The 11,423-nt window shown below is 70.3% G+C and carries 10 protein-coding genes; 7 read left to right on the top strand and 3 right to left on the bottom strand.

Features of this window, described 5'->3' with window-relative positions:
* Nucleotides 1–12 precede the first annotated feature (12 nt).
* From V4F39_RS04270 to V4F39_RS04290, 5 genes are all read left to right on the top strand, one after another.
* Nucleotides 13–825, top strand: coding sequence for a hydratase (locus V4F39_RS04270; RefSeq protein WP_332288055.1), 813 nt, complete (start codon nt 13–15; stop codon nt 823–825).
* The gene (locus V4F39_RS04275; RefSeq protein WP_332288056.1) at nt 822–1,844 is read left to right on the top strand and encodes an aldo/keto reductase; all 1,023 of its coding nucleotides are present in this window, start codon (nt 822–824) and stop codon (nt 1,842–1,844) included. Before V4F39_RS04270 ends, V4F39_RS04275 begins: the two co-directional genes overlap by 4 nt.
* An 87-nt stretch (nt 1,845–1,931) precedes the next feature.
* Nucleotides 1,932–3,002 (top strand): diguanylate cyclase domain-containing protein, encoded by a 1,071-nt coding sequence (locus tag V4F39_RS04280; RefSeq protein WP_332288058.1) that lies wholly within the window; start codon nt 1,932–1,934, stop codon nt 3,000–3,002.
* A 70-nt stretch (nt 3,003–3,072) separates the two neighbouring features.
* The gene (locus V4F39_RS04285; RefSeq protein ID WP_332288059.1) at nt 3,073–4,104 is read left to right on the top strand and encodes an isocitrate/isopropylmalate dehydrogenase family protein; all 1,032 of its coding nucleotides are present in this window, start codon (nt 3,073–3,075) and stop codon (nt 4,102–4,104) included.
* Between the two features lie 231 nt (nt 4,105–4,335).
* Nucleotides 4,336–5,712, top strand: coding sequence for a GNAT family N-acetyltransferase (locus V4F39_RS04290; RefSeq protein ID WP_332288060.1), 1,377 nt, complete (start codon nt 4,336–4,338; stop codon nt 5,710–5,712).
* Here the strand turns inward: V4F39_RS04290 and V4F39_RS04295 are convergent.
* Nucleotides 5,645–6,862, bottom strand: a complete 1,218-nt coding sequence (locus V4F39_RS04295) for a polyhydroxyalkanoate depolymerase (RefSeq protein ID WP_332288061.1) — start codon at nt 6,860–6,862, stop codon at nt 5,645–5,647. The genes V4F39_RS04290 and V4F39_RS04295 overlap by 68 nt on opposite strands.
* Before the next feature lie 95 nt (nt 6,863–6,957).
* Here V4F39_RS04295 and V4F39_RS04300 point away from each other — a divergent pair, with 95 nt between their 5' ends.
* A complete protein-coding gene (locus V4F39_RS04300; protein ID WP_332288062.1) occupies nt 6,958–7,614 on the top strand; it encodes a glutathione S-transferase family protein in 657 nt (218 codons plus the stop codon).
* Nucleotides 7,615–7,680: 66 nt separating this feature from the next.
* On the opposite strand, the gene V4F39_RS04305 is transcribed toward V4F39_RS04300, so the two are convergent.
* Nucleotides 7,681–8,100, bottom strand: coding sequence for a cupin domain-containing protein (locus tag V4F39_RS04305; RefSeq protein ID WP_332288063.1), 420 nt, complete (start codon nt 8,098–8,100; stop codon nt 7,681–7,683).
* 173 nt (nt 8,101–8,273) lie between these two features.
* Here V4F39_RS04305 and V4F39_RS04310 point away from each other — a divergent pair, with 173 nt between their 5' ends.
* Nucleotides 8,274–10,088 (top strand): SulP family inorganic anion transporter, encoded by a 1,815-nt coding sequence (locus V4F39_RS04310; protein ID WP_332288064.1) that lies wholly within the window; start codon nt 8,274–8,276, stop codon nt 10,086–10,088.
* A 29-nt stretch (nt 10,089–10,117) separates the two neighbouring features.
* Here V4F39_RS04310 and V4F39_RS04315 read toward each other — a convergent pair whose 3' ends face one another.
* Complete coding sequence (locus V4F39_RS04315) at nt 10,118–11,248, bottom strand: T6SS immunity protein Tli4 family protein (RefSeq protein ID WP_332288065.1); 1,131 nt, start codon at nt 11,246–11,248, stop codon at nt 10,118–10,120.
* Nucleotides 11,249–11,423: the final 175 nt, after the last annotated feature.

The raw sequence follows: 11,423 nt of genomic DNA on the forward strand, positions 1-11,423 counted from the left end.
GAGCCTCCCCGCATGAGTGAACTGCCCGCCGAACGTCCATCCGGTTCCTTCGATCCCCGTGCCGGGGCCGCCCGGCTCGCCGCCGCCTGGCGCAAGCGCACCCGGCTGGCCGAGTTGCCGCCCGAAGAGCGGCCGGCCGACGTGGCGCAGGCCTATGCGCTGCAGGCGGCGCTGCAGCAGGCGATGGGCGACGGCAGCGTTGGCTGGAAGATCGCCGGCGGCAGCGTCAACGGCCTGAAGGCGAGTCCGCACGGCGCGCCGCTGTTCGGCTTCCTGCGTGAGCCGTGTGTGCATCCGTCGGGCGCGGTGCTGGCTGCCCCGCCGGCCAGTGCGGTGTTCACGCTCGAGGTGGAGGTGGCGCTGCGTTTCGGCCGCGCGGCCGCGCCGGCCGAAGAGCCGTTCGATCCCGCCGGCATGCTGGACGCCGCATTCCTGGCGGTCGAAGTGGTCTGCAGCCGCTTCGTCGACCGCAAGGCGGTGGGTGTGCCCAGCTTCATCGGCGACGATGCCGGCTTCCACGCCTTCATCCTGGGGGATCCGCTGCCGCTCGGTGCGGCCTCGCCGCTGCTCGGCGAGCCGGCGACGCTGTGGCACCACGACGAACAGGTCGGCCCCGCCCTGGCGGGCGACGACCGCACCGATCCACTGCAGTCGATGGCACTCTTCTGGCGGCATGCCGCGCAGCAGCGGTGGTCCGTGCCGGCCGGCGCGATCGTCTCCACCGGCACGTTGATCAAGCCGTGGGACACGGCGGGGCCCGGCACCTACGAAGGCCGGCTCGGCGCCGCGCGGGTGGTGTTCTCGATCGCGGACATCGCCGTATGACGCCGCCGGCCCCCGTTTACCGCACGCTCGGCCGCAGCGGACTGAAGGTCTCGCCGCTGTGGCTCGGGGCGATGATGTTCGGCGGCGAAACGCCCGAGGCCGAGGCCGGCAGCATGGTCGACCTGGCCCGCGACGCCGGCCTCAACGCGATCGACACCGCCGACGCGTACCACGCGGGCGAGTCGGAGCGTGTCGTGGGCCGGCTCATCGCGCGCGACCGCGCGCGGTGGATCGTGGCCACGAAGGTCTTCAACCCGATGGGACGCGAGCCCAACGAGCGGGGCCTGTCGCGACGCTGGCTGCGGACCGCGGTCGACGCCAGCCTGCAGCGCCTGGGCACCGACTGGATCGACGTCTACTACATGCACCGCGACGACGAGACGACGCCGGTCGAGGAGACGCTGTCGACGATGGCCCGCCTGATCGAGGCCGGCAAGATCCACTACTACGGCGTGTCGAACTTCCGGGCCTGGCGCATCGCGCGCATGGTCGAGACCGCGCAGCGCATGGGCGTGCCGCCGCCCATCGTGTGCCAGCCGCCCTACAACGCGATGACCCGCGGCATCGAGACCGAGTTGCTGCCCTGCTGCGCCCATTACGGCGTGGGGGTGGTGAGCTACAGCCCGCTCGCGCGCGGGGTGCTCACCGCCAAGTACCAGCCCGGCACGGCGCCCGAGGCCGGCAGCCGCGCCGGGCGCGCCGACACGAGGATGATGCAGACCGAGTTCCGGCCCGAGTCCCTCGCGTTGGCGCAGCGGTTCAAGGCCCATGCCGATGCCCGCGGACTGAGCCCTGGCCAGCTGGCGGTGGCCTGGGTGCTGAACAACCGCCTGGTCGACGGCGTGATCGCCGGGCCCCGCACGCTGGCGCAGTGGGAGGACTACCTCGGCGCGCTGGCCTGCCGGCTCATGCCCGAGGACGAGGCCTTCATCAGCGGCCTCGTGCCGGCGGGCCATGCCTCGACACCCGGGTTCACCGATCCGGCCTACCCGGTGCTCGGGCGCGTGCCGGTCGGCTGAGTTCTTTACACGCGGGCGGGCGCGCGAGGGCTTTGGTTTCCGGCCTGGCGGCCGATGAGGGGTGGCATCAGTCTTGAAAGCACCACCATGTCACATTTCGTCGTGCAGCCACGCGCCGCCGTCCAGGCACCCTTCGACGACCACGCCCGCCTGGCGGCCGTGTACGCCCACGAGCTGCTGGACACGGCGCCCGACGCTGCCTTCGACGCCGTGGCGCGGACCGCTGCCGCGCTGCTCGATGCGCCGATCGCCTTCGTCGGCCTGCTCGATGCGAATCGCCTGTGGTTCAAGGCGGCCGTCGGCGCCGACGTCGCAGCGCTGCCGGCCGATGCCGCGCACCCGCTCGACGCGGTCCGGCTGATCGCCGATCTGCAGGCCGACGGCTGTGCGGCTGCGCACGCGCTGCGCCAGGCCGCGCCCGGCGCACGCAGCTATGCCGGGGCGGCGCTGGTCGACGAATCCGGCCACCTGCTGGGCACGGTCGGCGTGCTCGACCACCGCGTGCGCAACTTCGGCGCGCAGGAGCGCCGCCGCCTGGCCGATGCGGCTGCGCTGGCGTCCACCGCGCTGGCGGCGCACTACCGCGCCGTGGCGCTGGCCCGGGCCGCCAAGTCCGATCCGGTGACGGGGGCGGCCGACCGGCAGCGCTTCGACGAGGCGCTGGATGTCGAACTGCAGTATTCGATGCGCACCGGCGAGCCTTTCAGCGTGCTCTGCCTGGGCATCAACGGCTTCGAGGACATCTCCACCGGCTTCGGCCGTGCGGTGGCCGACGACGTGCTGCGCGAAGTCACGCGCCGCTTGGCCCAGCAGGTGCGCGTGGGCGACCTGCTGGCCCACCTGGGCCAGGCCGAGTTCGGCATCGTGATGCGCCATGGCGCCGAGAACGAAGCTGCGGCGCTCGCCGCCCGCATCGATGCGGCGATGGGCGAGCCGGTGCAGCTTGGTGCGGGCGAATCGCTCGGCGTCAGCCTGTCGCTCGGCGTGGGCGCCTACGACGACGAGGTCGTCTCGGCCGCCCAGCTCTTCACGCGGGCGCAGCGCGAGCAGCGCCTGGCCGCCGAGCGGCTGGAGCGCCGCGTCAGCCTGGTCGGCCGCCTGTTCGAGGCGCCGGCGCTGCGGCTGGTCACGGGCGACGAGGGCCGCCAAGGCGGTTGAGCCGCCGCCCCCCGGCGCCGCCGGGGTGATCGCTTAGGATGAAACGTCTCAGCCTCGCGAGTCCCTACCCATGAGCAGCACCATCCCCGCCACCCTCATCCCCGGCGACGGCATCGGCCCCGAGATCGTCGATGCGACGCTGGCCGCGCTCGATGCGCTGGGCGCGCCGTTCGAATGGGACACCCAGGTGGCCGGCCTGGCCGGCGTCCAGGCCGCGGGCGACCCGCTGCCGCCCGCGGTGCTCGACAGCATCCGCCGTACCCGGCTGGCGCTCAAGGGGCCGCTGGAGACGCCCTCCGGCGGCGGCTACCGCTCGTCGAACGTGCGGCTGCGGGAGGAGTTCCAGCTCTACGCGAACCTGCGGCCCGCGCGCACCATCGTGCCCGGCGGCCGCTACGACAACATCGACCTCGTCGTCGTGCGCGAGAACCTCGAAGGCCTCTACATCGGCCACGAGCACTACGTGAAGATCGCCGACGACCCGCATGCGGTGGCGATGGCCACCGGCGTCAACACCCGCGCCGGCTGCCGCCGCATCCTCGACTACGCCTTCCAGTACGCGATCGCCAACGGCCGCAAGAAGGTGAGCATCGTGCACAAGGCCAACATCATGAAGGCGCTGACCGGCGTCTTCCTGGAAACCGGCCTGCAGCTCTACGAGGAGAAATACAAGGGCCAGGTGCAGGTCGACACCGTGATCATCGACGCGTGCGCGATGAAGCTGGTGCTCGACCCGTGGAAGTTCGACGTCATCGTCACCACCAACTTGTTCGGCGACATCGTGTCCGACCTGGTAGCGGGCCTGGTGGGCGGCCTCGGCATGGCGCCCGGCGCCAACATCGGCGAGAACGCCGCGATCTTCGAGGCGGTGCACGGCTCGGCGCCCGACATCGCCGGCCAGGGCAAGGCGAACCCGGTGGCGCTGATGCTCGCCGCCGCGATGATGCTCGACCACGTCGGGCGGCAGGACCTGGCCGCGCGGCTGCGCCAGGCGATCGACGCCACGCTCAACGTCGACCAGGTGCGCACCGGCGACCTCGGCGGCAGCGCGAGCACCCCGGCTTTCGCCAAGGCACTGGTGGCGCGCATCGCCAACGGCTGACGCAGTGGTATCAAGGCGTTTCGCCAGCTCAAGTGGCCCCTGGCGGGTGTCGATGCTGAAGACAGGAGCGATGCGTTGAACGCGCCAGCGCCAGGAACGATGCCCATGTGATCCCGCACGAGCGGGTCATTGGTGGTTGAGGCATGTCCCGGGACGGGGCGGGTCGGGCGGCGGGGATGACCCGCGCTCGCGCATCGCCTGCTGTTCAGGGTTCAACCGCCAGGGCTTTTCATGTCGCGCATCCAACGATCGAGCTTCCGCAAGCGCCTCCACCAGGCCGTGCGGCGGGCACTGAACTTCCTTCCGACCGGATGGCGGTTCGCGGTGTACAGGCGCATGATCGACTGCGACCCGGCGCCGCCGGACAACCTGCAGTTGAAGATCGCCGACACGCGGGACGAACTGGAGGCCTGCTTCCGCCTGCTGCACGACGCCTACGTGTCCAGCGGCTTCATGAAGCCGCATCCGTCCGGCATGCGGGTCACGCAGTACCACGCGCTGCCGACCACCACGACCCTGTGCGCCAAGATCGACGGCGTCGTCGTCGGCACGATCTCGATGATCCGCGAGGGCGTCTTCGGCTTCCCCCTGCAGGCCGCCTTCGACCTGAGCGAGGTGCGCGCCAAGGAAGGGCAGATCGCGGAGATCTCGGCGCTGGCCGTGCACCCCGACTACCGCAAGACGGGCGGGGCGATCCTGTTCCCGCTGATGAAGTTCATGTACGAGTACTGCACGCAGTACTTCGACACGCGGCACCTGGTGATCGCCGTCAACCCCGACAAGATCGAGCTCTACGAGTCGCTGCTGTTCTTCAAGCGGCTGCGCGGCAACGTGGTCGACCAGTACGACTTCGCCAACGGCGCGCCCGCGGTCGGCGCCACGCTCGACCTGGCCCATGCGCCCCGCCTCTTCGAGAACGTGTACGGCGGCCGGCCGCCGCGCAAGAACCTGTTCCGGTACTTCGTGCAGACGCGGCTGCCCAACATCCAGACGCCGCGCCGCCGCTACCACACCACCAACGACCCGGTGATGACGCCGGAGATCCTGCACCACTTCTTCAACGTGGCGACGCAGGGCTTCGCGGAGCTGGACGAGCGCCGCCGCCTGCTGCTGCGCTCCATCTACGGGCTGCCGGGCTACGACAGCGTGCTGCCCGCGCCCACGGCACCGCTGGCCGGGCACCACCCGCTGCGGCGCCACCAGCGCTTCTCGCTGCGCTGCCCGGCGCAGCTGACGCTGGGCCAGGACAGCCCGCTGCCGCTTACGGTGATCGAGCTGTCGGCGGGGGGCTTCCAGGCCGAATCCAAGGTGCCGCTGCCGCTCGATGCGGACGGTGCGGCGGTGATCGAGCTGGGCCGGCACGACGTGTCGTCGGTGCGCGTGCGCGTGGTGCGCCACGGCGGCCCCAGCTCGAACTACGGGGGCTTCTACGGCTTCCAGCTGGAGGAGACTGACGAACGCTGGCGGCGCTGCGTGGCCGCCCTCGAAGGCGGGCAGACGGCCGCCGACCTGATGCGGCCGATGCCGGTGGCCAGCGTGGCTAGCGCGCCCGATACACCACGTCGCGCAGCATCGGATAGATCTGCGTATCCCAGCGCCGGCCGCTGAACACGCCGTAGTGGCCCACGCCGGGCTGCACGTAGTGGGTCTTCAGCGTCGGCCTCAGGTTGGCGCACATGTCATGGGCGGCCAGGGTCTGGCCGACGGCGCAGATGTCGTCGCGTTCGCCTTCGATGGTGAGCAGGGCGGTGCGCCGGATTGCCTCGGGACGCACCGGGCGGCCGCGGAACGAGAGCTTGCCCAGTGGCAGATCGTAGTCTTGGAACACGCGCTGCACCGTTTCCAGGTAGAACTCCGCCGGCAGGTCGGCGACCGCGAAGTACTCCTCGTAGAACCTGCGGACGGCTTCGGCCTTGTCGGTATTGCCTGCGGCGAGGTCGTCGTACATGCCGCGCAGCGAACTGGTGTGGCGCTCCAGGTTCATGCTCATGAACGCCGTGAGCTGCACGAAGCCCGGGTACACGCGCCGCAGCGCCCCGCGGAAGCGCAGCGGCACCACCGCGATGAGGCGCTGCTCGAACCAGCTCATCGGCTTGGTGACCGCCAGCTTGTTGACCTCCGTCGGGCTGATGCGGCAGTCGATCGGGCCGGCCGCCAGCGTCAGCGTGCGCGGGGTCGCGGGGTGGTTGTCCTCCGACATCAGGGCGGTGGCCGCCAGGGCCGCCACGCAGGGCTGGCAGATGGCCAGCAGGTTGCTGCCCGGCCCGATGCGGGTCAAAAAGTCCATCAGGTGCTGGACGTACTCGTCGAGCCCGAAGCGGCCGGCCGCGACCGGGACGTCGCGCGCGTTGTGCCAGTCGGTGATGTAGACGTCGTGGTCGCGCAGCGTGGTGCGCACCGTCTCGCGCAGCAGCGTCGCGAAGTGGCCCGACATCGGCGCGGCGATCAGCAGCGGCGGCTGGTCGGTGATCCCGGGCTTCTTGAAGTGCAGCAGCGAGGCGAAGGGCGTCGCGTAGGTGACCTCCTCCTCCACCGCCACCGGCTCGCCGTGCACGAGCACGCTGTCGATGCCGAAGGGCAGGCGCTTGTGGGTGATCTCCGCCAGCGAGAACACGTCGAGCGCGGCCGCCGCCTTGCGGATCGCCGGCACGTCCATCCAGCCCGCCAGCGGACCCTGGAACAGCGGCAGGCTGTTGCGCGCGATCGTGCGCCAGGGCCACATCAGGTCGGCGTGGGTCTGGTAGGTGTTGTAAAGCATGGGCAGGACACGCAACTTGCGAGCCAGGGGTGGCACAGCGATTGCGTCGGCCGTGGGGCCCCGCGCCGCTGGCGCCTGTACAGGAGACACGACGAATGGCACGCGCCACGCTCACGATCAGCAGCAAGAACTATTCGTCCTGGTCGCTGCGCGGCTGGCTGCTCACGCGCTACGCCGGGCTGGAGGTCGACGAGATCGTCGTCGCGCCGGACGACATCGCCGCGCGCAAGGAACTGCTGCTGATGTCGCCTTCGATCCTCGTGCCCTGCCTGCGCCACGAGGGCGCCACCGTCTGGGACACGCTGGCCATCGCCGAGTACCTGAACGAGCTGAAGCCCAAGGCCGGGCTGCTGCCCACCGACCGCGTGGCGCGTGCGCACTGCCGCTCGGTGTGCGGGGAGATGCACTCGGGCTTCGCCAACCTGCGCGCCGCGCTGCCGATGAACCTCAAGGGCGACTCGCCGGGCTTCCGGATCTGGGACCGTGCGCAGGCCGACATCGACCGGGTGCTGGAGATCTGGCGCGACTGCCTCGCCACCTACGGCGGCCCGTACCTGTTCGGCGCCAACCGGGGCATGGCCGACGCGATGTACGCGCCGGTGGTCACGCGCTTCCGCACCTATCACGTCGGGCTCGACGAGGTCTGCGGCGCCTATGCGGCCCGCATGCTGGCCGAGCCCGAGATGGTGGCATGGCGCAACGCCGCGCTCGAGGAGCCCGACGACATCGAGGAGCTCGACATGGAGTTCTGAGGGCCGGTTCCGCGGTTGCCGCTTGAGCAGGCTCGACCGCTTTCGACGGGCCTTGTCAGGCGAGGATCACCACTTGCCAGGGGTCGGCACGGGGCAAGGGCCTTCGACGTCGATGGTGCCGAAGTCCGCCGGGCCGACGATCTCCAGGTACTCCATGTCGGGCGAGTAATCGAACAGGAAGTGCACGATGCCGGGGCGCTGGTGCACCATGTCGCCGGCCTCGACCAGCGTTTCCTGGTCGCCGTACATGAAGCGCGCCCAGCCCTTGATCATGTAGACGAGGTGGAACTTCGCCTCATGGCGGTGCCAGCCGGTGCCTTTTTCGGGCGCCTCGTTGGCCTTGACGAGCTGGGCGATCACCTGTCCGTTGGTGGCGTCCGCGACGCCGAGGTCCTTGTAGAGGAAGAAGTCCCGCAGGCCTTCGCCGCGCCACAGCGTGTGGTCGGGCTTCACGTGGGAGAACCGGGTCTGGGTCGTGTCCAACATTTGCGATGGCTCCGTCGGGTGGGTGACGGGCGGCCGCATGCATGCGGCGTTCCAGCCCAGCAAGGTGCGCCGCGCGGTACGGCGCTGGTGCACGGGCGGTGCACCGCTGCGGTGCCGGGCGTTTCGCTCCTATGATCGGCGCTTCCCCGCCTTGCCGTTGATTCCCCCGCTGCATGCCGTTGCCGAGCTTTTCTGCCGTATCGCCGTCGCGCCTGGCGGCCCGTCTGTTCGGCGACTGGGTCCATGAAGTCTCCCGCGGCACGCTGAAGGCCGATGCGCTGGCGGGACTGCTCGGCGCCGTGCTGGTGCTGCCGCAAGCCATCGCCTTCGCGACCCTGGCGGGGCTGCCGCCGCAGTTCGGCCTGTACACCGCGGTGCTGCCGTGTGCCGTAGCGGCCCTGGCCGGCTCCAGCCGGCATGTGATGTCCGGCCCGACGAATGCCAACTCGCTGGCGCTGTACGCGATGCTGGCGCCGCTGGCGGCGGTCGGCACGCCGCAGTACGTGCAGCTGGCGCTCGTCGTCACGCTGATGGTCGGCGTGATGCAGGCGGCCATCGGGCTGTTCCGGCTGGGTGCGGTGGCCAACTTCATCTCGCCGGCCGCGTTGCAGGGCTTCACGGCTGGCGCCGCGCTGCTGATCGCCGTGCATGCCTCGCACGACATGCTCGGCATCGCGCTGCCGGCGGGCCAGTCGGCCGGCACGGTGCTGGTGGAGGTGGTGCGCCGCATCGAGCTGATGAACCCGGCGGCCTTGCTCGTGGGCGCGGCGGCGCTCGGCTGCGCGCTGGCGGTGCGGCGCTGGCGCCGCCAGTGGCCCTTCATGCTGCTGGGCCTGGCCGTGGGCACGCTCGTGGGCTGGTGGGTGAGCCTGGGCAGCCTGTGGCCGCCGGTGCGCACGGTGGGGCGGGTCGACTCCCCCTGGCCGCCGCTCACGGTGCCGGCGGTGTCCTGGCAGCAGGTGCCCGAACTGGCCAGCCTGGCCTTTGCGCTGACCATCGTCGCGCTTGGCCAGTCGTTCTCCATCGCCAAGGCGGTTGCGGCGCGCAGCGGCCAGCGCATCGATGCCAACCGCGAGTTCATCGGCCAGGGGCTGTCGAACGTGGTGGGCAGCTTCTCGTCGAGCTACGTCTCCTGCGGCTCGCTCAACCGCTCGATGCCCAACCTGGAGGCCGGCGCGCGCACGCCGCTGGCGGCGGTGTTCTCCGCCGGGCTGCTGGTGCTGCTGGTGGCCTTCAGCGCGCCGGTGCTGGCGCTGATCCCGATGGCCGCCATCGCGGCGCTGCTGCTGCTGGTGGCGTGGGGCCTGTTCGACCTGCCGCGCTGGCGCACGCTGTGGCGCGTGAGCCGGGGCGAGTTCGCGATCGCGGCGGCCACGCTGGCCGCGACCGTCACGCTGCGGCTGGAGGTCGCCATCCTCTTCGGCACCATGCTGTCGCTGGTGTCGTACCTGCACCGCACCTCGCGGCCGGCGATGCGCACGATGGGCTTCGACAGCCGCATCGCGCACGACCGCCCCTTCGTCGTGATCGACGGCCACCCGCCCGGCGCGCTGCCCGAATGCCCGCAGCTCAAGCTGCTGCGCATGGAAGGGTCGATCTACTTCGGTGCCACCGCCCACGTGGCCGACCGCCTGCACGAACTGCGCAAGGGCGGCGAGGGCGGCGTGCAGAAGCACCTGCTGGTGATGAGCAAGAGCATGAACTTCATCGACCTCGCCGGCGCCGAGCTGTGGGAGGCCGAGATGAGCGCGCGCCGGGCGATGGGCGGCGACCTGTACTTCCATCGCCCGCGACCGGCGGTGCTGGACGCCTGGGCGCGCATCGGCTTCATCGACCGGCTGGGCGAAGACCACCTCTACCGCGACAAGCGCAGCGCGCTGGCCGACATCGTGCCGCGGCTGGACCCGGGCATCTGCGCGCGCTGCGAGGCGCGCATCTTCTTCGACTGCCCACCGAGGCCGGGCACGTCGGTGGGCGAGGGGATCTAGGGCCGCTACAGCGCCAGGACGGAGCCGGCCTACTGCAAGGCGCCCGGCCGGGGCCGCAGGCTCTGGATGACGGCTTGCCAGATCGCCTTGGCCTCGCCCTGGGTGAAGGCGGTGCCGACCTGTTTGCCGTTGGCGTCGTAGCGGCCCATGTGCATCAGCACGCGGATCATCGGCGCCCGCAGGCTGCCATGCTCGCGGCGCGTCTCGAAGCGGAAGTCGTAGACGGACTGGCCGTTGTCGAGGTCGCTCTCGGTGACCATCCCGGCCTCCGTGCCCTCCATGCCGTGGAACGGGTAGCGCCGCTCGTGGATCAGCGGCGCGGCCCATACCCCCACGCCGAAGTAGCGTGCGAGCCAGCCCACGCGCTGGAAGACATCCTTGTCGTCCTGCCGGTCGATGCCGGAGAAGTAGATCTCGAAGCGCAGGTCGGGGTGGTTGGGATGCCGATAGTCGAGGTCGATCTTCTCCTCGTCGTAGCGGCCGGCGATCAGCAGGTCGTCGTAGCAGGCGCCGGGAGGGGATTTTTCGGGATCGCGGACGCCGGAGGCGCGTCGGGCCATGTCCAGCAGGCGGGAGGTGGTGAGTGCAATGCTCTCCGGTCCGTTGTCGGTCAGATGGACCAGCTCGAAGCCGACGCCGTCACGAAGGCCAAAGTAGCGCAGTGATACGGCTTTGATCAGCCTGTCATCGAATCGGGTATGCAGCAGGAAGTCGTCCCCGTACGCCCGTTGGTAAGCAAGAAGACTGGGCGGGTCGGTAGGAAATGCATTTGGATAGGGCCGGTCCCATTGCTTGATCACAGATTGCGTCCAGTGGGTGAACTGATCCTTGGTGATGCCTGGCCGGATCATGCCCAGGCGCAACTGGTCGTGGTCTGCATCAAGGCCGATGTAGAACGCAGCCTCGCTGAAGTCGCTGGGAGCAAAGCCTTGTGGCAGGTCGATGAGATAGCGGCCGATGCAATGGGTGCGCATGGCGCTGATGAGAGGGGCGACGGCGTGCGTGTCCCTTTCCGTGGGCGGTCGATGGCGGATGGCGTAAGCGATGGCCCAGGCCAGTCCGAGGAGCACCAACAGGAGCAGCCGGGCAGGCTTGCCCGCAGCAATGTGCCGGATGCGGGTCGTCAGGTCGGCTGACGTCGTTCGCACAGCTTTGTCCATCATCAATAGTCCACCGCCCGATCCGCCTGACGGGGCCAGGCGGGATCGGTGGGGAGCGTTGGCGGCAGGGGGCCGGGATCGGGCAGCGCGCCCTCGTCGTTGTCGAGGAAGTACGGATCGCTCAGCTTCCAGTCCGCCAGCGTCTTCAGGTAGCGCCAGAAGCGGGCGTCGGTGT

The organism is Aquincola agrisoli, assembly GCF_036621135.1.
Classification (GTDB): domain Bacteria; phylum Pseudomonadota; class Gammaproteobacteria; order Burkholderiales; family Burkholderiaceae_C; genus Aquincola; species Aquincola agrisoli.

Bases quoted from the DNA above. Each gene is read 5' to 3' on its own strand.
- V4F39_RS04270 (WP_332288055.1), top strand. From the start codon at position 13: ATGAGTGAACTGCCCGCCGAACGTCCATCCGGTTCCTTCGATCCCCGT.
- V4F39_RS04275 (WP_332288056.1), top strand. From the start codon at position 822: ATGACGCCGCCGGCCCCCGTTTACCGCACGCTCGGCCGCAGCGGACTG.
- V4F39_RS04280 (WP_332288058.1), top strand. From the start codon at position 1,932: ATGTCACATTTCGTCGTGCAGCCACGCGCCGCCGTCCAGGCACCCTTC.
- V4F39_RS04285 (WP_332288059.1), top strand. From the start codon at position 3,073: ATGAGCAGCACCATCCCCGCCACCCTCATCCCCGGCGACGGCATCGGC.
- V4F39_RS04290 (WP_332288060.1), top strand. From the start codon at position 4,336: ATGTCGCGCATCCAACGATCGAGCTTCCGCAAGCGCCTCCACCAGGCC.
- V4F39_RS04295 (WP_332288061.1), bottom strand. From the start codon at position 6,862: ATGCTTTACAACACCTACCAGACCCACGCCGACCTGATGTGGCCCTGG.
- V4F39_RS04300 (WP_332288062.1), top strand. From the start codon at position 6,958: ATGGCACGCGCCACGCTCACGATCAGCAGCAAGAACTATTCGTCCTGG.
- V4F39_RS04305 (WP_332288063.1), bottom strand. From the start codon at position 8,100: ATGTTGGACACGACCCAGACCCGGTTCTCCCACGTGAAGCCCGACCAC.
- V4F39_RS04310 (WP_332288064.1), top strand. From the start codon at position 8,274: ATGCCGTTGCCGAGCTTTTCTGCCGTATCGCCGTCGCGCCTGGCGGCC.
- V4F39_RS04315 (WP_332288065.1), bottom strand. From the start codon at position 11,248: ATGGACAAAGCTGTGCGAACGACGTCAGCCGACCTGACGACCCGCATC.